The 22580-nt window shown below is 53.7% G+C and carries 21 protein-coding genes; 10 read left to right on the top strand and 11 right to left on the bottom strand.

Annotation, left to right across the window (positions count from 1 at the left end; translation table 11 throughout):
* Positions 1-54: 54 nt before the first annotated feature.
* Complete coding sequence (locus INT84_RS19845) at positions 55-297, bottom strand: hypothetical protein (RefSeq protein ID WP_194208186.1); 243 nt, start codon at positions 295-297, stop codon at positions 55-57.
* Positions 298-497: 200 nt separating this feature from the next.
* The gene (locus INT84_RS19850; RefSeq protein WP_194208187.1) at positions 498-818 is read right to left on the bottom strand and encodes a hypothetical protein; all 321 of its coding nucleotides are present in this window, start codon (positions 816-818) and stop codon (positions 498-500) included.
* Positions 819-1388: 570 nt separating this feature from the next.
* Here INT84_RS19850 and INT84_RS19855 point away from each other — a divergent pair.
* The 7 genes from INT84_RS19855 to INT84_RS19885 all read left to right on the top strand — a co-directional run bounded on the left by INT84_RS19855 (position 1389) and on the right by INT84_RS19885 (position 10380).
* On the top strand, positions 1389-2060 hold the full coding sequence (locus INT84_RS19855; RefSeq protein WP_194208188.1) for a transcriptional regulator: 672 nt from the start codon (positions 1389-1391) through the stop codon (positions 2058-2060).
* A 16-nt stretch (positions 2061-2076) separates the two neighbouring features.
* Positions 2077-3156: an alanine racemase gene (locus tag INT84_RS19860; protein WP_194208189.1), complete on the top strand. Its 1080-nt coding sequence runs from the start codon at positions 2077-2079 to the stop codon at positions 3154-3156.
* A gap of 18 nt (positions 3157-3174) precedes the next feature.
* Entirely contained in the window at positions 3175-4335 is a 1161-nt protein-coding gene (locus INT84_RS19865) for a M20 family metallopeptidase (protein WP_194208190.1), read from the top strand.
* An 18-nt stretch (positions 4336-4353) separates the two neighbouring features.
* Positions 4354-4815, top strand: a complete 462-nt coding sequence (locus INT84_RS19870; RefSeq protein ID WP_194208191.1) for a RidA family protein — start codon at positions 4354-4356, stop codon at positions 4813-4815.
* 93 nt (positions 4816-4908) lie between these two features.
* Entirely contained in the window at positions 4909-6195 is a 1287-nt protein-coding gene (locus INT84_RS19875) for an MFS transporter (protein WP_194208192.1), read from the top strand.
* 140 nt (positions 6196-6335) lie between these two features.
* Positions 6336-8492, top strand: coding sequence for a bifunctional diguanylate cyclase/phosphodiesterase (locus INT84_RS19880; protein WP_194208193.1), 2157 nt, complete (start codon positions 6336-6338; stop codon positions 8490-8492).
* A 91-nt stretch (positions 8493-8583) separates the two neighbouring features.
* Positions 8584-10380, top strand: coding sequence for a thiamine pyrophosphate-requiring protein (locus INT84_RS19885; protein ID WP_194208369.1), 1797 nt, complete (start codon positions 8584-8586; stop codon positions 10378-10380).
* 132 nt (positions 10381-10512) lie between these two features.
* On the opposite strand, the gene INT84_RS19890 is transcribed toward INT84_RS19885, so the two are convergent.
* Complete coding sequence (locus INT84_RS19890; RefSeq protein ID WP_194208194.1) at positions 10513-11271, bottom strand: SDR family NAD(P)-dependent oxidoreductase; 759 nt, start codon at positions 11269-11271, stop codon at positions 10513-10515.
* A gap of 103 nt (positions 11272-11374) precedes the next feature.
* Here INT84_RS19890 and INT84_RS19895 point away from each other — a divergent pair, with 103 nt between their 5' ends.
* Positions 11375-12268, top strand: a complete 894-nt coding sequence (locus INT84_RS19895) for a LysR family transcriptional regulator (RefSeq protein WP_194208195.1) — start codon at positions 11375-11377, stop codon at positions 12266-12268.
* A 158-nt stretch (positions 12269-12426) separates the two neighbouring features.
* On the opposite strand, the gene INT84_RS19900 is transcribed toward INT84_RS19895, so the two are convergent.
* Positions 12427-12858 (bottom strand): carboxymuconolactone decarboxylase family protein, encoded by a 432-nt coding sequence (locus INT84_RS19900; protein WP_194208370.1) that lies wholly within the window; start codon positions 12856-12858, stop codon positions 12427-12429.
* Between the two features lie 241 nt (positions 12859-13099).
* Here INT84_RS19900 and INT84_RS19905 point away from each other — a divergent pair, with 241 nt between their 5' ends.
* Positions 13100-14485, top strand: coding sequence for a PLP-dependent aminotransferase family protein (locus INT84_RS19905; protein ID WP_228066371.1), 1386 nt, complete (start codon positions 13100-13102; stop codon positions 14483-14485).
* A gap of 42 nt (positions 14486-14527) precedes the next feature.
* Here the strand turns inward: INT84_RS19905 and INT84_RS19910 are convergent, their stop codons facing one another.
* From INT84_RS19910 to INT84_RS19930, 5 genes are all read right to left on the bottom strand, one after another.
* Positions 14528-15691 carry an alpha-hydroxy acid oxidase gene (locus tag INT84_RS19910; protein WP_194208197.1) on the bottom strand — a complete coding sequence of 388 codons (1164 nt, stop codon included), beginning with the start codon at positions 15689-15691 and terminating at the stop codon, positions 14528-14530.
* 64 nt (positions 15692-15755) lie between these two features.
* On the bottom strand, positions 15756-17006 hold the full coding sequence (locus tag INT84_RS19915; RefSeq protein WP_194208198.1) for an NAD(P)/FAD-dependent oxidoreductase: 1251 nt from the start codon (positions 17004-17006) through the stop codon (positions 15756-15758).
* A gap of 115 nt (positions 17007-17121) precedes the next feature.
* Positions 17122-17940, bottom strand: coding sequence for an ABC transporter permease (locus tag INT84_RS19920; RefSeq protein ID WP_194208199.1), 819 nt, complete (start codon positions 17938-17940; stop codon positions 17122-17124).
* Position 17941: 1 nt separating this feature from the next.
* Positions 17942-18796 (bottom strand): ABC transporter permease, encoded by an 855-nt coding sequence (locus INT84_RS19925; RefSeq protein ID WP_194208200.1) that lies wholly within the window; start codon positions 18794-18796, stop codon positions 17942-17944.
* A 53-nt stretch (positions 18797-18849) separates the two neighbouring features.
* Positions 18850-19881, bottom strand: coding sequence for an ABC transporter substrate-binding protein (locus INT84_RS19930; protein WP_176919332.1), 1032 nt, complete (start codon positions 19879-19881; stop codon positions 18850-18852).
* 343 nt (positions 19882-20224) lie between these two features.
* On the opposite strand from INT84_RS19930, the gene INT84_RS19935 reads away from it, so the two are divergent.
* Positions 20225-21187: a LysR substrate-binding domain-containing protein gene (locus tag INT84_RS19935; protein ID WP_194208201.1), complete on the top strand. Its 963-nt coding sequence runs from the start codon at positions 20225-20227 to the stop codon at positions 21185-21187.
* Between the two features lie 6 nt (positions 21188-21193).
* Here the strand turns inward: INT84_RS19935 and INT84_RS19940 are convergent, their stop codons facing one another.
* Together INT84_RS19940 and INT84_RS19945 are read right to left on the bottom strand one after the other, a co-directional pair.
* Entirely contained in the window at positions 21194-22123 is a 930-nt protein-coding gene (locus INT84_RS19940; protein ID WP_228066372.1) for a glyoxylate/hydroxypyruvate reductase A, read from the bottom strand.
* Positions 22120-22569 carry a type II 3-dehydroquinate dehydratase gene (locus INT84_RS19945; RefSeq protein WP_194208202.1) on the bottom strand — a complete coding sequence of 150 codons (450 nt, stop codon included), beginning with the start codon at positions 22567-22569 and terminating at the stop codon, positions 22120-22122. The genes INT84_RS19940 and INT84_RS19945 overlap by 4 nt, the downstream gene beginning before the upstream one ends.
* Positions 22570-22580: the final 11 nt, after the last annotated feature.

Below are 22580 nucleotides of genomic sequence, written 5' to 3' on the forward strand. Positions count from 1 at the left end.
CTCCGGAAAATTCATTAGCAGCCTGTTCACTGAAAAGGCCGGTAAATCTCCCGATCAGTGCGTGCGGTCTGCGTTCAGTAATAAACGGAAAATACCTTCATACAACAGTGTTTCAGAAGGTGCTTCAGTTTCATTCATCAAAAAGGCAAGTTTCAAAAAAAGCGACTTACGGCTGACGGGCATCCCGGCACGTAGCATCTCTATGACGATGCGTCCCAGCAATTCCTCATGCGCCGCCCCCAAACTGGACAGGATACCGTTACCTTCAGGCATCACGTCTTCATGTGTTTTTGCCATCGCTGACCCCGCAGAAAAATAGGTTAAGTACCACACTGGGGACAGTGTATAGAGGGCCGATATCAAAGACCAGCAAGCCGAAAAAATTAGTCGTCTTTTTAATCAGTAAATCCTGATGCCAGCATTTTTCATATCCTCTCTTGTCAGGCCATAACATAGCTTTTCAAGGCACCCGAAAGTGCCCCGGACATTGCGCAAGATCAGCCATTTTTAGCTTCATCTTGCTCGTCATCTTCTTCTTCCGGCTTACCGTCAGCCGAAGGATGACTCCCGCCATGGCGTGAAGACGCCAGATTCACGACATTAGTACCGTCGGGCATTTCAGCCTCTTCCAGTCGCTCCAGGATCTTTCGCGCCTGGGCGATTTCAGCCAGATGCTCTTCATCTGTTTCCTGCCCGGCCTGCTCAGCAAGCCTTAGTATCAGAGATTCTCGCGAAACCTCTTCCTTTGCGAAGATATGGCTTATGACGGCCTCGCCTATGGCGATATAACCTTTTTTATCTTCATCAGAAATTGACACTAATATATCTCTCCTGTTTTATACGGTTCTCAACTCCCTACGCTAATAACATTTCAATAGTAAAATGTTTTCCTGTGATTATCAGTATAACGCAACCGGACCGGCTGAAAGTATTTTAAGAACTATCCTGACCCGTTATATTTGTCCTCCTGATGCCGTCATTATAGGAATAACCTATTGTTATAATTGCTGGTTTTAAGAGGCATAGATAATAAGCAGAGGATCGGTGGGTCCAGCACATTATTATCTTAATGATGGCAGCGGAATAAAAATAAACCTTAAACGGGAATCATTGTGACGTAATAATAGTCGGCCTCTGAAGCCCGTGTTCCTCCAGGCTGCGGAATTGCCAACATCATGCAAAATATCTCCCTATCCTTTTGAAAAATATAATCAAAACCCTCAAATCGCCACCAAACAAAAAGTTTTCTTATCGTTCCATTTCAAACAAAAGGTTTGACTTATAGTGTGATCGCACTCTCCTTTTGTTCATTTTTTGATTGATCTGTTGAATGCATTGCCGCTATACAATACAAAAAGTTTGATTATCTAACTAAATTTCAGGTCGATATGGAAAGCATTCAAGAAAGTCTAGATTTCCTCCTTCCTATGATGGAAGGCATTGCCGGGCAGTTTGGCGACAACTGTGAAGTGGTGTTGCACGACCACTCTCAGGGACTGGAAAGCAGCATCATTGCCATCATCAATGGTCACGTGACCGGACGTAAAGTGGGCGATCCGAGCAGTAATTTAGGACTGGAAGTGCTGCGCGGCAGCGATGTGAATGGCGATCGGCACAACTACTTTACCAAAACACGCGAGGGTAAAACGCTGCGCTCTACTTCGGTATACCTGCGCAATAACCATAAACAGGTGATCGGTGCCCTGTGTATCAATCTGGACATTAGCGACATTTTGCAGGCTGAAAAAATGCTGAACAAAATGGCGGGTCGCCCGGATAACGCACCGACATCCTCCAGGGAAGTTAACGAAGTCTTCGTTAAAGACGTCAGCGAACTGCTTGATTACCTTATTGCTGAATGTATGACCCTGATTGATGTTCCCGTAAGCAATATGACTCGCCAGGATAAACTGAATGCCATTAAATTTTTTGACGACAAGGGGGTATTTCTTATCAAAAAATCTGGCGAAAGGATTTGCGAATTTCTCAATATTTCTAAATACACCCTCTATGCCTATCTGGGCGAATTACGAGGGGAGGATCCGTCTATAGACAGTTAACTGTCAGGAGGAATAAATGCAGACTACACCTTATGTTGCACTTGATATGGATATCATGGAGAAAAATATCACCACCATGACATCCGGTCTCACCCGCAACGGAATTCAGCACTGGCCGCATATCAAGACGCATAAATCCGTGCGTCTGGCCAGGCTTGAGCAACAGCTTGGAGCCAGCGGCATCACCTGCGCCAAGCTTTCTGAGGCGGAAGTGATGGCTGCCGGAGGCATTAACGCCATCCTGCTGGCCTACCCGCTTATTGGTGAGGACAAATGTCGACGCTATGCTGAGCTGGCACGTAAAATAACGGTTCGCACTATCGTCGATAGTCTGGCCGGTGCCGAAGGGCTCTCAAGGGAGGCGGTAAAAAATGACCTGATTTTTAATATCGATATCGCCATTGACTTCGGCGCACACCGGGAAGGCATTCAACCGGAGGATCTTCTGGCATTCGCCCGGCAGGTTGCCGCCCTGCCAGGATTAAACGTTGATGGTGTATTTACGTATGCAGGCACGATTTATCAGTATCATACCGAGCAGGATATCCGGCGGGCGGCGCGTCAGGAAGCCCGGTTATTAATCGATAGCCGGGATCGCCTTAATGCCAACGGATTTGAAATTAGCCATTTATCCGGCGGTTCAACGCTCTCCTCCTGGTATGCTGACGAACTTCGCGGCATTACCGAATCGCGGGCTGGCAACTTTATTTTTGGCGATATGAATGCCATTAACGGTGGGATTTACACAAAGGAAAACTGTGCGCTGACTATTTGCGCTACGGTCGTCAGCATTCCGCTTCCCGGCTACGCCACCATTGATGCGGGGACCAAATCACTGACCTCGGATCTCTCAGCAACGCCGGGATCGTACGGATTGATTCAGGAATACCCGGACATTGAACTGGTGAAGCTGAATGAGGAACATGGTTATTTGCGCTACGATCCACAAAAATATAACCTGGCCATTGGCGAGCAGATCCACATTATTCCCAATCATTGTTGTGTGGTCGCTAATTTGGTGGATGAAATATATGCCTTCCGTAAGGGTGTATTAAGCGAAATCATTACCATCGATGCGCGTGGAAAAAGTTTTTAATTAGCTGGAATCATTAATATGACTGACATCCCGTTAACTGCTGAAGAACAGCAGGAGCTGATCACGCTTCTTTGCAGCCTGATACAGCATCCGTCGGAAAATCCGCCGGGAAATGAAAATTCGGTAGCGCGCTATATCGCAGAACTATTACGCAGCGAAGGTATTGAGACCGAGGTACAGGAAGTGGCTCCGGGTCGACCTAATGTGATCGCGCGTCTGAAGGGACAGCAGCCGGGTAAGCGACTTATTTTAAATGGTCACACCGATGTGGTGCCCTGCGGGGCAGGATGGTCGGTTGAACCTTTCGCTGCGGTCATTGACGGCGAGCGCATTATTGGACGCGGGGCAGCAGACATGAAGTCTGGCGTGGCAGCGATGATCTATGCCGCCTTGCTGATCAAACGCCGCCAGTATGCTTTTAACGGTGAAATCACCTTACTTTTTAATGTTGATGAAGAGCGCGTTAACCTCGGCATGGCACATTTTATTGCCCAGGGTGTTGAAGCGGATTATGCCATTATTGGCGAACCCACGTCGCTGGAGGTGTGCATCGCGCATAAGGGCGTCAGCCGTACCCGACTCACGACTCACGGCACGGCGGGCCATGCCGCTAAAACCCGTCATCCGGATAGCGCCATTGACAAAATGGCACAGCTTTTTCCCGAATTGCTTCAGGAGTGTCAACGCGTTAAGCAAATGCAGCATCCGCTTTTAGGCAACGCCTCCATGCTGGTCACCACCATTAACGGTGGCAGCGCACCAAATATTGTGCCGCAGTCGTGCAGCATTGAAATCGACCGCCGGGTGCTGCCGGACGAGAAACGCAGCGAAATAAACGACAGCATGTTGCGTGCGTTGTCAAAAAGCGGGCTCAACAGTGAACTGGATTATTCGCTGGAGAATTATCTTTTTATTCCCGCTTCCGCTATTGATGACGCCCATCCGCTTGTCGAGGCGGCGTGCAAGGCGGTGACGACGATAACCGGTTCAGCCCGTAAAACTATTTTTGACGCCACCTGTGAGGCTCCATTCTTCTCGGTCGACTGTCATATTCCGACCATCATTATGGGCCCTGGAGATTTGGCGCAGGCTCACGTCAAAGATGAATTTGTCCGTATTGCGGAGTTACACCACGCCGCACAAATTTACACCCAACTGGCATTAACCTTATTGAAATAAACTATCAGGAATATTGTAATGAAAATTGAAGCCCGTCTGGCAGAACTGGGAATTACACTCAGTGAGCCTGCTACACCCAAATTTTCTTATGTATCGGTGAAACAGGTTGGAAATTTATTATATACCTCCGGCAACGATTGCCGCCGTAACGGTGAGCTGATTTATCATGGCCGTCTGGGGGAGCAATTATCTCTTGAACAAGGCAAAAGCGCGGCGCGCCAGTGTATTATTAATATTCTTTCTTCGCTGAAAGCCTATCTTGGCGACCTGGACCGGATCATCGGCTGTATCAAAATGCTGGCATTTGTGCAAAGTGCGGATGACTTTAAGGATCAACCCTTTGTCATCAATAGTGCTTCCGATCTGCTTATTGAAATATTTGGCGATGCGGGAAGACACGCGCGCTCGGCCATTGGAACCAATGCTTTACCCTTTGATACACCTGTTGAAATTGAATTAATTCTCGAAATTAACGCGTAAGTTTATTTATACCTCCGGGAATAAAACCGGGCCCCTGCCACGCCACTATTTCGGTGGAGTAGTGGCGTATATCACATATCAAAAGGATAATATATGTCCAGTCAAGCAAGCTCTCGCCTGAAGCGTTTGCAAATTATGGCATTATTGTTTTTGCTCGTGGCGGGTATTATTAATTTCCTCGACAGAACGTCGCTTTCTATTGCTAACACCACTATCCGTGAGGAGATGGGATTAACGGCAACGGAAATGGGACTATTATTGTCGGTTTTCTCCTTCGGCTACGCGCTTTGCCAGCTTCCCATCGGGATGGTGATGGAGCGATTCGGGGTGAAAAAAGTCTACGGGTTTGGCATTTTCCTGTGGTCCGTAGCCCAGACCGCACTGGGATTTGTCGGTTCCTTTAGCCAGATGATTGTCGCCCGGGTGGTGCTGGGGATTGGTGAAGCGCCGCACTTGCCTACCGGCGTCAAAGTCGTCAATGACTGGTATAACATTCGCAAACGCGGCGTACCGATGGGTATTGTCAATATGTCCTCGACGCTGGCGCAGGCGCTGGCACCGCCGTTGCTGATTGCCTTAATGCTGGCGTTTGGCTGGCGGATGATGTTTATCATCATCGGCGTAAGCGGAATTGTGCTTTCTCTTTTGTGGTTTATTTTCTATCGCAATCGCGAAGACGCCGGGCTGTCGGCGGAAGATATTCAGCATCTTGAAGCAGAGACGCCGCCTTCCAGCAAAGCGAAAGTCACCTTAAAAGACTGGGCGGGTTTATTTAAACAGAAATCGATGTGGGGCATGATCATTGGCTTTAACGGCGTGGGTTATATGGTCTGGCTGTTCCTCACCTGGCTTCCCTCTTATCTCGAAATGTCCCGAGGGCTTAGCCTGCAAAAAACGGGCTGGGTAGCGGCGATTCCCTTCCTGTTCGGTGCGGCGGGAATGCTGGTGAACGGCGTAGTGGCCGACTGGGTGATGAAGCGCGGCGCAGACAAAATGAAAAGCCGCAAATGGATGATCTGCCTGGGATTGCTGTGCGCCGCAGGGTTTACGCTACCAGCGGCCTATACCGAAAGCACCTTTGTCGCCGTCGCCTGTATCAGTATGGCGCTGTTTTCCATCCATTTTGCTGGCACCTCGGCGTGGGGTCTGATCCTGGTGTCGGTGCCTTCCCGACTCGTGACGTCCGTGAGCGGCATTCAAAACTTCGGCGGCTTTATCGGCGGCTCGTTCGCACCGATTGTCACCGGCATGATCCTCGATCACACGGGTTCCTTCACGCTCGCCCTGGTCGCGTCATCGGTTATCGCTTTTATGGCGTCGCTGGTGTACTTCTTTATGGTCAATAAACCGATTATTGATCCTGCGGTATCACGACAATAAAAACAGGGGGCATCGCCCCCTGTTCTCAATGCAAGGCCGCGCAGGCTGCCCTACCTATCAAGCGGTTACTTTTCGGTTATAGAGTATAATCAAGTCAGTCGATCCAAAACGCGATGGATAACAAGGAGATTTGCAGGCATATGTCCTATCCCGTCCCCGATAATGAGGAAGCGCGCCTGGAAGCGCTGGCGACTTATCAACAACTGGATACGTTGCCGGAAGAGAACTTCGACCGTCTGGCAGGGCTGGCCGCACGTTTATTTAATGTGCCGATTGTCCTGGTCTCGCTGGTGGCAAGCGACAGACAATTTTTTAAAGCGCAGATCGGCTTCTGCGCCACTGAAACCAGCCGGGAAATCTCATTTTGCGCGCATACCATTATGCAGGACGAGATCCTCGTCATTCTTGATGCGGTTAAAGACCCCCGTTTTGCCACTAATCCTCTGGTGCTGGAATCGCCGTTTATTCGTTTTTATGCGGGCAAACCGCTGGTGACCCCCACGGGCGAAAAGATTGGTACCGTCTGCCTGATCGACAGCCAGCCCCACGAGGTGTTCAGCCAGAGCGATCGCCAGAATCTGACGGATATTACGGCGCTGGTGATGGAGCGGATGGAAATGCGTCGCCTGGAATCGCTGCGCAGCGCCAGCCAGTCGCGCTTTAAAAAAATTGCCGAAACCTCGCCTGACGCCATTATTTGCTCCAATGCGGAAGGTAATATCACCTTCTGGAACCGTTCAGCGGAACGCTTGTTCGGTTATACCGCTCAGGAAGTGCTTAATCGCAGCAGCAGAGTGATCGTCCCGGAAAGCTGGCTGCGCATTTATGAAGATGAAATCGAACGTCTTCGTCACGGTCAGGAGCTTGCGCTGGCGGATAAAACGATTGAACTGTCGGCATTACGAAAGGACGGCACTGAATTTCCGGCCGAGTTTTCGCTCTCCACCTGGCACGAAGGTCAGCTCACCAACGTAGGGGCCATCGTCCGGGATATTACCGAGCGTCAGGAAAATGAAGCCAGGCTATTCAAAATGGCCTCGCTTGATGCCCTGACCGACCTGCCGAATCGCGCTGCCTGGAGGCAGTGCGTCGTCAATTTTATGCAGGAGGCCCGTCCCGGCGCGATGCTCCTGCTTGACCTTGATGGCTTTAAAGAGGTCAACGATACGCAGGGGCATCTGGCTGGCGATGCGGTCCTGAAGGACGTTGGCCTGCGGCTGAGGGGGCATTTTGACGAGGCTGTCATCATTGCCCGCCTGGGCGGGGATGAGTTTGTGGTGCTGCTTAACGACAACGATTTGCGGTTGGTACGCTCTACGGCGGTACAGCTGATCGCTACCCTGTCTGAGCCTTATGAGTTTGCCGGGCAGCATATTGAAATAGGCGTCAGCGTGGGTATTGCCCTCACCCCTCAGCATGCCACCAGACCGGAAGAGTTGCTGAGCGCCGCCGATCTGGCGCTCTATCGTGCTAAAGCGGCGGGTAAAGGGCGTTATGCCCTGTTCGAGCCCGCATTTCGTGATGTCGCCGTTAACAGACGCCGTTTTAAAAGCGAACTTAAACAGGCGTTCGAAAACCATGAGTTTGAGCTTTTCTATCAACCGCAGTTCAACACCGCCACCGGGGCGCTGGTTGGCGCAGAAGCGCTGCTGCGATGGAATCATCCGCAGCGCGGGCTGCTGACGCCGCCGTCGTTTATTGAGACGCTTAACAACAAACCTTCTGCGCCAGCGATAGGCGAATGGATCCTGCGTACAGCCTGTGCGCAGGCTGCGGAATGGCGGGCTGTCGTTCCTCATTTCAGGATGGGGATTAACCTTTTTGAAGCGCAGTTTCGCTCCCGTGTGCTGAACGACGTGGTCAGGGATGTCCTGGCACAGCTCTCATTACCCCCCGAGGCAATAGAGCTGGAAATCACGGAAAACATCCTGCTGCGTCATGATACCGCCACCCTCAAACTCTTGCAGGCGCTGAGGCAATCAGGGGTGGGTCTGGCCTTCGACGATTATGGGACAGGGTATGCTTCGCTCAGCTTCCTCAAGCGCTTCCCGATGACCCGCCTGAAAATCGACCGTTCGTTTATTCGCGATGTCCATACCGACCCGGGAAGCGAAGCGGTTGTGCGCGCTATTTTGTATTTAGGACGGAGTTTTGGCATGGGTGTGATTGCCGAGGGCGTGGAGACCGCCGCGCAGTTACAGTTCCTGAAAAGCCACCACTGCCCCGAAGTGCAGGGCTATCTGCTGGGAAGACCGCTTCCTGCCGCCGCGTTCCGCCATACATTTCTCCAGCAGTAATGTCACCACCCGCCCATTTTGGTCCGCCACACAGGCTGTTGATGTCAACTATCCTTAACTTACGTTTCACTTTTAGGTTAAGGGCAAAATGATGGCGAAAATGACCAGCGATTTCTTTATTGAGCGTCTGAAAGCATGGGGCGTCACCCGCATTTACGGCTATCCCGGCGACGGCATTAATGGCGTGCTTGGTGCCCTGCAACGCGCGAATAAGGCGGGTGATGGCATTGAGTTTATTCAGGTGCGTCATGAAGAAATGGCGGCGTTTATGGCGGCAGGTCACGCCAAATTCACCGGCGAACTGGGCGTGTGTCTTTCAACCGGCGGTCCGGGTGCGACGCATCTGCTGACCGGATTGTATGACGCAAAAATGGATCACGTCCCGGTGCTGGCTATCGCCGGTCAGGCGGAAGTCACCGCGCGTGGGGCAAGTTATCAGCAGGAACTGAATCTCGATCGCGTATTCGCTGATGTGGCGAACTTTGTGCAAGAGGTCGCCTCCCCCAGCCAGGTACGGCACCTGGTGGATCGCGGCGTGCGTATCGCAGTGGCACAAAATGGCGTGACGGTTCTGGTCTTGCCGAAGGATATCCAGGAAGAACCCTGGCAGGACCTGCCACATGTCCACGGTTTTACCCATTCAGGTCCGGGCTATCAGCGACCCAAAGTGGTGCCTTATCAACAGGATCTGCAACGAGCTGCGGATATCTTAAACGCCGGGAAGAAAGTGGCGATCCTCGTGGGCGCTGGCGCACGTGGCGCGGCGCTGGAGGTGGTGCAACTGGCCAATGTCCTTGGCGCGGGCGTGGCAAAAGCGCTGCTGGGCAAAGATGTGCTGGCGGACGATGCGCCTTTTATTACCGGCTCGATTGGTCTGCTGGGCACCAAACCCTCTTATGACATGATGATGAATTGTGACACGCTACTGATGATCGGCACCGGTTTCCCGTGGACCGAATTTCTGCCGAAAGAGGGACAGGCGCGCGCCGTGCAGGTGGATATCGATCCGGCGATGCTGGGGCTGCGCTACCCGGCTGAGGTCAATTTACACGGAGATTCAGCAGAAACCCTGCGTGAGCTACTGCCGCTGTTACAGCATAAAGACGACAGGAGCTGGCAGGAAGAGATTGCCCGCGGGGTAAAAGAGTGGTGGCAGACGCTGGAGGAGCGGGCGATGGCCTCCGCCAAACCGGTTAATCCGCAACGGGTAGTATGGGAAATGTCCCCCCTGCTACCGGACGACGCTATCGTCACGTCCGACTCCGGCTCCTGCGCCAACTGGTTCGCGCGTGATTACAAAGTGAAACAAGGTCAGCGCGCCTCGTTGTCAGGCGGCCTTGCCTGTATGGGCGCGGCGGTGCCCTACGCCATCGCCGCCAAATTCGCCTACCCGGCCAAAACGGTCGTCGCGCTGGTCGGCGACGGCGCGATGCAGATGAATAACATGGCGGAACTGATCACCATCCAGAAATACTGGCAGGGCTGGAGCGATCCGCGCTTGATTGTGTGCGTATTCAACAATCAGGATCTTAATCAGGTCACCTGGGAGCAGCGCGTGATGGAGGGCAATCCGCGCTTTGAGGCAACTCAGGATATCCCCGACGTTGGCTATGCCCGTTTCGCCGAGTCGCTGGGGCTGAAAGGTATTTTTGTTGACGATCCGGAGCAGTTGCAGAGCGCATGGCAGGAGGCATTAGCCGCCGATCGTCCGGTGGTGCTGGAGGTGAAAACCGATCCGGAAGTGGCCCCGCTGCCGCCGCACATTACCCTCAAGCAGGCGAAAGCCTTTATGGCGTCGATGGCTAAAGGGGATCGCTCTGCCGGGAAGGTGTTGGCCGATACCGCCAGTCAGCTCATTAATGAGATATTGCCCGGCAAAAAATCCTGATAATGAGGCAGAGCTTTACTTAGACAGACGCCGCCCAGTACTCCGGGCGGCGTCACTTGGTGGAATATTCACCGGGCTAAGACGCCCCGTTGAAGCGTCTTGCTGAAACTCTCGCGTTGGCCTGCACAGTCATTACCTCATTCCACCGATGGTAAAACCTCCGTCGACGACAATTTCCTGACCTGTCACATAGCCTGCATCTTCCGAAAGTAACCATGCTACGGTTCCGGCTATATCGTCAGGTACACCATTACGACGCAATAATGCGTGTGATGCCAGCGTGTTAACCGTCTCTGCCGGGAGTGCTGAAGCCGCCATAGGCGTAAGAATAACCCCAGGGCTAATCGCATTAACTCTTACCCCCCGAGGACCACATTCCACGGCCAGTGTGCGCATTAGAGCAAGCAAGGCTGATTTAGTGGCTGCATAGATGCCCGTTCCTGGCATAACGCTTCCGGTAGTCCATGAGGCGTTGATCAGAATAGCGCCTTTATTTATAAGCGGGAGACAGTGCTGGATAGTCAGGAATGTCCCTTTAAGATTAGTCTCCAGCGGCTCACTGAAATCGCTGATATCAGCTTCAGCCAGCGGCTTGAATGCCCCCAGCGATCCCGCATTGGCAAACAGAGCATCAACATGTCGGGAAATAGAAGAGACTTTTATAAAGGTTTCCTTTACCTGATTTTCCTTTTTGATATCGCAGGGTAAAACATAAGAAACGCCTCCCATTCTTTTTATTTTATCGCTGACCTCTTCAAGCGCTCCTGCTTGCCTGCCAAGCAGAATAACCTTTGCACCTTCCGATGCCAGCCTTAATGACGCCGAACACCCCATCCCGCTACCCGCGCCGGTAACCACAACTGTTTTATTTTCGAAACGTAAAGCATTCATCGGCGATCTCCGGTTGTTTTTCAGTTCATCCGGAATGGTAATAAAATACTTTTTTAATGATAATCACCTTTAAAATTGAATGACTTTAAAGCAAAGGTATTGAATGGATCTTTTTCGGGCAATGACCGTGTTCGCTGAAGTCGCCAGATCGGGCTCAATGAGCGCGGCGTCCAGGAAGTTACATATTTCTCCGGCAATGGTGGGTCAGTATATCGCTGCACTGGAAGAGCGACTGGGGATGCGCCTGTTGAATCGTACAACACGCAAGCAAAAGCTAACTGACTTTGGCAACAGCTACCTGGAACAGTGCCATGACATACTGGAGCGGGTTGCCGCGTCTGAAATACAGGCGGAAGGTCTGCAAAATTCGTTTAGTGGAAAACTGAGGCTTACCGCGCCCCTTACTTTCGGTACAGAACAACTTGTACCCGCATTGCAGCGCTATCGCGATATCGCGCCAGATGTAGAGATTGACCTTATTCTGACGGACCGGGTGATTGATTTAGTCGATGAAGGAATCGATCTCGCCTTCAGAATCGGAAAATTGAATGACAGTACAATGATTGGCAGACCCCTGATGCCGTATCGGATGGCAATCTGTGCATCACCCGATTATCTGAAAAAATATGGCACGCCGCATCACCCCGATGAACTTTCCGAACATTATTTGATTTCACTTACCGTTTCATCGCGCTCGCCCTGGACGCTGAGCAAAGGTCATGAACGTATTGAAGTCCCCCTCCATAGTAAACTGACGATTAATAATGGGCAGGCACTTCGGATGGCGGCCAGAGCGGGACTTGGAATTGTTATGCAGCCTGAAATATTATTGTCTGAGGATATCGAATCAGGAAAGCTGATACGTTTATTTCAGGAATGGCATACTGGAGAAAGGCAGATCTGGCTACTGTATCTCAGGGATAAAAAAATGACCCCTAAGCTGCGAGCCTTTATTAACGTTGCCCTTGAAGCGTTTACTCAGGACCTGGTGCAATAGCGTCATCAGGTATATTAACAATGCATAGTGCAAGAATATCTGTCCTGCCAAAGAGGGGTTCTGGTAGCTATGCTGCCCGACATAAGTGCGAAAAGCGTTCAGCGATATCGGGCAGCATAAAGAGAAGCATGGTGAGAAGTTAAGCCAGAACTACAACGTTATTGACGCATACCGATTGCCAGACGATTAAAGGCACTCATCAGGGAGATAGCGAAGCTCAGGTCGGCAATTTCTGCATCGCTGAAGTGTTCCCTGAGCGGTTCAAAATAGTCGTCAGCGGCGTGGCTCCCGGCCACATCAACAAGGGATTCCGTCCAGGCCAGCGCCACCCGCTCGCGCTCGCTGAAATGCGCGCTCAGCCGCCAGCCCGCCAGACTATCCAGTTTCGCATCTGCTACGCCACTCCTGCGCAGGGCGGCTGCGTGCATTTCCAGGCAAAAGGCGCAGCCGTTAATTTGCGAAACACGTAAATAAATAAGCTCGATAAAAGATTTTCCAAGGCTGCTTTTGTCGAGGGCTTTTTTAGTCAGGCTGAGTCCCTGGTAAGCTTCAGGTGACAGAGTCTGGTAGGGCAACCGAAGTGTACTCATCATAGTTCTCCCGTATAAAGTGAAGGAATCAGAAACGGCGTCAACGCATTGTGCTGAAGCAAGCGTGCAGGCTCCGGGCACGGTGAATCGTACTCAATCGAAAGGTACGCATGCCGAATGGCTTGTGATGAAGACATGACTCTACTAAATTCATGTCATGCCCAAAAGGTGCAAAAAATGAATAAATGACTGGGACATTAAGCCGGATATGCAACCGTTAAAAACGAGCAAAACGTACGATATGCCACTTTATATGCAGGTATATCGGCGTTACCGGGAGACGATTGCCAGCGGAAAACTTCGTCCTGGCGATCGTGTGCCTTCCGTACGTAACCTCGCCAGTGAGCTGAACCTCTCAAGAGGCACGGTCGAGATGGCCTATCAGATGCTATCGAGTGAGGGCTATTTTTTGTCGCGCGGCCCGGCTGGCACGGTAGTCTCGCCCCGGCTGAAAACTCTGCACGAAGCAGAAATTCCCCCTGTGTCCGGGCCCCTTTCCAGCATAACCTCGCCGCGAGCAAGCGAAACGGGTTCAGTACGACCTTTGCAGCTCGGTTTACCCGCGCTGGATATGTTTCCACGCAAAACCTGGGCGCGTCTGGCTGGCCACAATTTGCGCTCTCTGGAGGCGATAACCATGGCCTACCCCGCGCCGACGGGCTATGAACCCCTGCGTCGGGCCATTGCCGCTTACCTGGGGATTTCCCGCGGCATCGCGTGTACACATGAGCAGGTATTCATTACCGCTGGCTACCAGGGAGCGCTGGAACTGGTATGCCGAACGCTGTTGCAGCCCGGCGATACCGGATGGTATGAAGATCCCGGCTATCTTCTGGCCCGTCATTTTCTGGAGCGTGCAGGTATGCTTCTGGAGCCGGTTCCCGTCGATGAAGAAGGTCTGAACGTAGATATCGGTCAGCAGCGGGCGGCCCGAGCGCGTTTCGCTGTGGTGACCCCTACGCACCAGAGCCCAATGGGTATGGCGTTGTCGCTGCCCCGGCGGCTACAGCTGCTGGAGTGGGCCAGTCATCGTCAGGCCTGGATTATTGAAGACGACTACGACAGCGAATTTCGCTATCACGGCAGGCCATTACCTGCGCTGAAAAGCCTTGATCGAGAGCAACGCGTGCTCTATACCGGCACGTTCAGTAAGGTTCTGTTTCCTGGGCTGCGTCTGGCGTATCTGGTGGTGCCTTATTCGCAGGTCGAACGTTTTGCTGACGCGGCAAAGTACCTTTGCGGGCCTGGCACCGTACAGACTCAGGCCACGGTGGCAGATTTTATGGAGCAGGGCCACTTTGCCCGGCATCTGCGCAGAATGCGCGCATTATATGCGACCCGACGCGAATACCTGGTCAATGCACTCCAGGAAAAGTGCGGTTCCGCTTTGAACATTCAGCCACAGGCTGGCGGCATTCATGTGTTAGCCAGGCTGACGACAGACGCCAGCGATCGCGCCCTGGCTGCGGCAGCACAATCTCACGGCCTCGCCATTCAGGCACTGAATGACTGGCAGAGAGGTAGATCATTACAGGGCGGGCTGCTTATGGGATTCGCCAATGTAACCAGCGCCAAAATGGCAAGCGATCTGGTGAACCGGCTGGTCAGCGCTACGGGTTTAACGTGAAAGGATAGAATGGGTCAGGCACGGCAGTGTCTTACTGCCGGGTCACATCGCACCACTAAACATTGTCGGACGGTTACGCAGGATCCCCGCGTCAATCGAATCAACACTGGTTTTACCGCAAAATGCCATCGACAAATCAAATTCATTACGGATGATATTGAGCGCCAGGGTTACTCCCTCTTCGCCCAGCGCCCCTAGTCCATACAGCATACTGCGCCCGATATAGGTCCCCTTCGCACCCAGCGCAACCGCTTTCAGCACATCCTGTCCGGAACGGATACCGCCATCGAAATGAACTTCAATTTGCCTGCCGACTGCCGCAACAATCTCCGGCAGCAGGGTAATGGATGACGACACGCCATCCAGCTGACGCCCGCCATGATTGGAGACAATCAGCGCATCTGCGCCCGCCGCCACCGCCAGACGCGCATCCTCCACATCCATAATCCCCTTAACAATTAACGTGCCGCCCCAGCGTCGTTTGATCCACTCGACATCCTGCCAGGAGAGGCACGGGTCGAACTGCTGCGCGGTCCACTCCACCATTGCATCGATGTTATCAATACCGCGGGCATGTCCAATGATATTGCCAAAATTACGATGCCGGGTGGCGAGCATATTGCGGCACCAGCGCGGTTTACCGGCAATGTTAAGCAGATTACGCAGCGTCATTTTTGGCGGCGTCGACAGGCCATTTTTGATGTCTTTATGGCGCTGGCCAAACACCTGAAGATCCATAGTAACGACCAGCGCTTTGCAGTTCGCGGCTTTCGCGCGATCGATAAGACTGGCGACAAACTGGCGATCGCGCATGACGTAGAGCTGGAACCAGAACGGATGGTAATCCGTCGCCTGCGCCACGGTTTCAAGCGAACAAATGCTCATGGTCGAGAGCGTAAAGGGGATGCCGAACCTTTTCGCCGCACGCGCCGCAAGGATTTCGCCGTCGGGATGGATCATGCCGGTTAAGCCGGTGGGCGCAATCGCCACTGGCATCGCCACCTTTTGTCCAGCCATCACGCTGGCCGTGCTGCGCCCGGCAATATCCACCGCCACGCGCTGACGAAATTCCAGGCGACGTAAATCGGCTTCGTTGGCGCGATAGCTGTATTCGCTCCAGGAGCCAGCATCGACATAATCATAAAACATCTTCGGCACCCGCTTACGCGCCAGTTGCCGTAGCTCTTCAATACAGGTAATGGTCACATCAGTTATCCAGTAAACGAGGGCTAAATAACGATGATTTAGCCATGCCAGTAATAAAAAGAAATCAGGACTTAACGTAATCGGTATAGGCGTTCTGCAAAACGATATGATCGGCAATATATTTAGCATCGTGCCATACGCCGTAAATAAAGGAGGAGGCGCGGTTTACCAGATTCGGCAGGCCGAGGAAATAAATACCGCGCTCGGCGGAAATACCGCGTTTGTGGAACGGCAGACCGTTTTCGTCAAAGGCATCCACCTGCAACCAGCTAAAATCAAATTTAAAGCCCGTCGCCCAGATAATCGTGGTAATACCTGCCGCGGCGATATCCAGCTGCATCAGTGGATTGATCAGACACTCCGGGTCCGGCAGCAGCTCCCACGCCTGCGGCTCCGGCGGCAAATCCAGGCCGTTGCGTTCAATATAAGCATCCGCATCGCGCAGCACGTCAAAGTAGGCCTTATCGCCCGCAGCGATATTCTCCCCCAGCCCCCCGGCAAAGCTCAACACGCCGTTATCCCAGCTTTTGGTGATGCCCACCAGCGTAATGCCCATATGCGCCAGGCGGCGGAAATCCACGGTTTTGCCCCCTTCATAACCGCTCACCGCAAAGGCCACGTGCTCTTTCTTCGGCTTGATTTTCACCTCATCCCACAGGCCGAGCGCACCCAGCCACCAGCAGTAATCACGGTTGCGGTAAGCGCGCGGCGGACGATAATGCTCGCCGACCGACAGATACACGTCCCGGCCTGATTGACGCAATTCCTCAGCAATTTGCGTCCCCGACGCGCCCGCGCCCACCACCAGCACGCCGCCGGCGGGCAGCTGCTGCGGATTTTTGTAGACGGAGGAGTGGATCTGCTGCACCCCGGCGGTTGGCGGCACGATCTGCGGGAATGACGGTTTCTGGAACGGGCCGGTAGCGGCCACCACATTGTCGGCCTCAAATTCACCGGCAGAGGTCAGCACCCTGAATCCGCTGCGTCCTGCCAGGCGCGTCACCTGATGCACGTCAACGCCGGTGCGTACTGGCGCGTTAAGCATCCTGGCATAGTCTTCGAAATACTGCGCCATGCGCTCTTTCGGCGGGAAGGCTTCCTGAGAAATATTGTCGAATTTCAGCGACGGAAAGCGGTCGTGCCAGGCAGGACCATTCGCCACCAGCGAATCCCAGCGTTCAGAACGCCAGCGCTCCGCAATACGGCTGCGCTCCAGTACAACGTGCGGTACGCCCATCAGCGCCAGATGTTCACTCATGGCAATACCCGCCTGACCTGCGCCGACAATAACGGTATTAATTTTTTCTACTGACATGTTGAATTCCTAAATATGATCGCCGCACTCTTTTCAGCAGGTGGCGTATTAATGACAACCAGGCTTTTTAAATACAGCGCGTCGGGAAATCCAAAGCGCATTGATTCCCTGTTTATTAATGTCTGGCTTCGACGTTTAATACTTTCCCCAGACCTAAAAATTTATTGGCAATGACTAACATGGTCGCGGTGACGGTAATATAAATAACCGACAGGGCTGCCAGCGTCGGGTCCGCAAATTCACGCACGTAGTTATACATCGCCACCGGTAACGTCTGTGTTGCCTGGGTGGTAATAAACAGCGAGGCGGTAAATTCGTTAAAGGAGAGGATCGCGGCAAACAGCCAGCCGCCAAACAGCCCCGGTAAAATCAGCGGCACGGTAATGGTCCATACCACGCGCAGCGGCGAGGCACCGAGACTGGCCGCCGCCAGTTCAATGCGCTGTTCAAGGTTTTTTAGCGATACATACACGCTGCGCAGCACAAACGGCAGTACCAGCACGATGTGGCAGAAAATCACCAGCGGATAGCCGCGTCCGAGGTTGAGTTGCGACACCAGCATCAGCAGGCCCAGACCAATGGTGAAGTGCGGGATAAACAGCGGCGACAGCAGGATCCCTTCCAGTACCTGTTTGCACGGGAACGAATAGCGTTCGATAGCTATCGCCAGCGTGGCACCGATGATCACCGCCAGCGACGACGCCCAGGCGGTGACAATCAGCCCGGAAAAGAAGCCGTGACGAAAATCGTCGTAGCTCACCGCACGCTCGAACCAGCGCAGCGACCACCCTTTCGGCGGGAAAAACAACACGGAGGTGCTGCTGAACGAGGAGATGAATACCACAATCGTCGGCAGCATCACAAAGATCAGAATAGCGGCGACCAGCAGGCGGCCCGCCAGCGTCGTCAGTTTATCGCTCATCGAACGGGTCATATCAGTGCTCCCCCATCGCGTTCAGGAATCGGGTCATGCGTTTCAGTGCCAGCAGCAGCAGAACGGTCAGGATTAACCCGGCGATGCTAAGTGCGGCGGCAAACGGGAAGTTCATCGACGAGAAACCCAGTTGATAAACCATGGTTGCTACGGTGCTGACGCGCCCGCCGCCAATAAGTTGTGGGGTGGCGAAGGCGCTAAAGGTCCAGGCAAAAGCGGTCGTCAGGCTGGCGATAATGCCGGGAATCGACAGAGGGATCGTCACGGTCAGCAAGGTGCGGATCGGGCCTGCGCCGAGGCTGGCGGCGGCTTTCTCGTAATCCGGGTTGATGTGCGATAACGCGGTCGCCAGCATAAGTACCATGATTGGCATGGTGACGTGTACCAGCGCCAGCACCACCCCCGTTTGGGTAAACATAAACTGAACGGGCGTTGAGATAATGCCTGTCGCCAGCAGCAGGCTATTCAGGAAGCCACTGTTACCCAGCACGATAATCCATGAGTAGGTGCGCACCACCTCGCCGAGAAACAGTGGCGTAATCGCGATAATTAAAATCGTCGATTTGATCCACGTCGTGCGGGTACGCACCAGCGCATATGCCAGGGGATAGCTCATCAACAGGCCAAAAATAGCGGTTTTGGCGCTCAGCATGACTGTGTTAATAAAGGCATCGGCATAGATGCTTTTGAACAGACCAGTAAAGTTCGCCAGCGTAAATCCGCCCACGTCGAGCGAACCGGGAATATAGGCGCGCACGCTAAACTGCATGACCGCAAACATCGCGACAACCAGCCCGATGGCGGTAAGCGTGGCGGGAATAATGAACCAGGGTAAAAATGTCGGTTTTCTCGTCATAGACGTTGCTGCCTGCGTAAAGGGTTAGGGCGACCCGCAAGCCGCCCGGTAGATCAATGGGACATGATGTTTTCAGAGAACCACTGACGCCACTCCGCGGTTTTCTCGGCACGCAGTTGCGGATCGGTGTTGATGGTGGCGTTCCACTGCTCAGGCGTGGTCAACATGCCCGGCAGTTTCGCCAGCTCAGGATCGATATGGGCATTGGTGACCGTTGGACTGCCGTGGTAAATCTTCGCCACCTGCTGCTGAATTTCAGGCTTCAGGGCGATATTCATGAACTTATACGCAAGATCGGCATGCTTGGTGCCTTTGTTGATCCCCAGGGTATCGACGCCCAAAATCGCCCCCTCTTTCGGTATCACCAGTTTGACGTCCACCCCTTCGGCCATCATGTTGTAGGCGTTCATCGACAGCATGACCTGTACCGGCGTTTCGCCGGTGGAGATCAGTTGCTGGCTGTTAGCATCGTCGGTATAGAAGGATTTGATATTCGGGATCAGCGCTTTCATCTTCGCCTGTCCCTGCTGCCAGTGCGCCGCATCGCTGCCGGAGAGTTTGGCGGAAACCGCAATGATATGGCTCGGGTCCCAGTCCGGCAGCGCCAGCGTGCCCTTCAGCTCTGGCTTCCACAGATCGTTCCAGCTTTCAAAGGTGGTGCCCTTTGGCACCAGATCCGGACGATAGCCGATGGTATAAACGTAGCCCCATACGCCAAGGTGATAAGGGCTGACTTTCGCCTGCTCCACCAGATTCGCGGCATTCGGCAGTTTGCTCATATCGAGTTTTTCAAACAGGCCAGAGTTGGCATACAGATAGCCCACATGCGCCGTGGTAAAAGTCACATCGGTTTCAGGTGAACCGCCTGCCAGCTTCGCTTTGTTGAGACGATCGATGGTGCCGCCCGTGACAAACTGCACTTCTACGCCGGTTTCTTTGGTGAACTCTTTAGCGATGGTCTCATCAATCAGATCTTTAAAACCGCCGCCCCAGGTGCTGACGATCAGCTTGTCAGCCGCCAGCGCATTTCCTGCACTGAGTACGCTCGTGGTCAACAACGTTAAGGCACAAATCTTACGCAACATATTCTCATCCCCATGCATGAAATGGCTGTTGTAGCAATCTGAAACCCGGCGCGCCCAAACGGTGCAAACGGTGTTCCCTGGTATGAAATTGATAATGCCGTGGTCGGGTGATGGCGTAAAACAGGCTTTTCCTCGTCGTTGCATCAGGATTTCTGATGCTAAAAAAGGCGCAGCGTTGCAACGGATTTTCTTAACCCGTGGTGAGGTATAAGCGAAGAATAACCGCACTCCAGGCAGGGGATTATGCTGCTATTTGGCTTTTGGCATGATAAATGCAGGATAATCTGCACTATTAGAATGACTGACGCGACATGATTGCGTCAGCGATCTCGGGAGAACCTGCATGCTCAGTCGCATCACCCAGCGTCAGCTGGAATATTTTGTCGCCTCCGGGGAGGCTGGCAGCATTATTGGCGCATCGGAACGTATCCACGTCTCCTCGCCGTCGATTTCTGCGGCCATCACCCATATCGAATCTGAACTGGGCGTGCAGCTTTTTGTCCGTCATCACGCCCAGGGTGTGTCGCTGACCGCCATCGGTCATCAGGTTCTGAAGGAGGCAAAGCTCATCCTGGAGCAGATGTTGAACCTTTATACGATTGCCTCGGAATCGATGAACAATGTGCGCGGCCCGCTGCGGGTGGGCTGTCTGGATACGCTGGCCCCGATGCTGACGCCGGAACTGGTGTTCGGCTTTGGCCGCGCGTTTCCCGGCGTGCGCATTACGCTGGTGGAAGGCAATCATGAACAGTTGCTGAAACAGTTGCGCACCGCCGATATCGACATTGCCCTGACCTACGATTTAGTCCCCGCCAGTGACATCGCCTTCACCTCACTGGCGCAACTGCCGCCGTATGTGATGGTGGGAGAGCATCATCCGCTGGCGACGCATCCGGCGGTGTCAATTCAGGATCTGGCGGCGATGCCGATGGTATTGCTGGATATGCCGTGGAGCCGGGAGTATTTCCTTGGACTGTTTAGCGAGGCGGGCGTCACGCCGAATGTGGTGATGCGCTCCGGCAATATGGAAGTGGTACGGGCGATGGTGGCGAATGGCGTGGGGTTCGGTATCGCTAACGTGCGGCCAAAAGCGCATCAGTCTCAGGACGGTAAACGTCTGATCCGCGTGCGGCTGGCGGGCGTCAACCGGCCGATGCGGCTCGGTTACGCGACCGTAGCCCATACGCAGCACTCAATGGTGGTGAATGCCTTCGCCGAGCGCTGCCGCATGTTTATCTCCGACCAGTATATTCCCGGCATGGCCGCACCGAGCTATTTCGATCCGCAGGTGGTGCGGGTGGCATGACGCACTTTAGTAGCCACGCGCCGGGAACACCTGGTTGAGAACCGGTTCACCGCGCGCCGCGCGCTGGATGTTTTCGGCGACCTGCCGGGCGGCGCTGGCAGGCAGGGCAACCGACGCCAGATGCGGGGTGATCAGCACATTGTCCAGCCGCCACAACGGATCGTGCGGCGGCAGCGGTTCGCGGTCAAAGACGTCGAGCGTCGCTTCAGCTATCTGCCCCGAACGCAACGCTGCCGTCAGCGCCGCCTGATCGACAATCGCCCCGCGCGACACATTAATGAACGCGGCACCCTGCGGGAGGTGCGCCAGCCGCTCTGCGCTGAGCAGGCCGCTCGTCTGTGGCGTCAGAGGCAGCATTACCACCAGAATGTCGCTCTGGCTGAGAAAATCATTCAACGATCCCAGTCCGCTACTACAGCGAATACCTGCAATTTCTTTTGGCGAACGCGACCAGCCGCGCACGTCAAAGCCCTGCCGTGCCAGTTCCCGCGCTGCATACGCGCCCAGCTCGCCCAGGCCCAGTACCCCGACACGAATGCCGGAGGGTGCGCGCGGATGCAGATAATGCCAGCGCTGTTCACGCTGCGCACGTTCGAATGCCGGGATATCGCGCGCATAGCGCAGCACGGCAAACAGCACATAACTGGCCATCATACGAGCCATATCCGGATCGGACAGGCGAACAATCGGGATCTCCGGTAGATCGTCACGTCCCACCAGTGAATCAACCCCTGCGCCGAGATTCACCAGTAGCCTGAGATGACGGTAGGGTGCAAAGAAACCCTGCGGCGGTTTCCATGCCAGCGCATAGTGCACATCATCGGGGTCTTGCACCGTTTCGGCGCGGCAGATCGTCACGCCGGGCAGATGCGGTGCAAGTAAAGCCGACCACTCTTCGAAGCTGTCAAATTCGCTGTAAAACACTAATGTACTCATACAGCGCGCACTCCCAGCAGGTTGACCACCGCATCGATCGCCAGTTCATAGCCGAGCGCGCCCAGACCGGCAATCACCCCGGTGGCCGCTTTCGATACCATAGAGTGATGACGGAACGGCTCGCGTTTCCAGATGTTGCTCATATGCGCTTCAATGATCGGGCCATCAAACATCAGTAATGCATCCAGAATGGGTACTGAACTGTAGGTCAGGCCCGCCGCGTTGATAATCAATCCCGCAGCGCTCTGACGCGCTTCCTGGATCCAGTCGACCAGTACGCCTTCGTGGTTGCTCTGGCGAAACTGCAACGTCATCCCGTGGGATTCAGCACGTTGCCGACAGCGCTCGCCAATGCTGGCAAAACTGTCGCTGCCGTAAGTGCCGTTTTTATCCAGCCCGTATAAATTGGCGTTCGGCCCGTTGAGAAAATAGATCTGCGGTGACATACATCCTCCTG

Origin of the sequence: Superficieibacter sp. 1612_C1 (assembly GCF_015234305.1) — a bacterium.
In the GTDB taxonomy this organism is placed as follows: Bacteria; Pseudomonadota; Gammaproteobacteria; order Enterobacterales; family Enterobacteriaceae; genus Superficieibacter.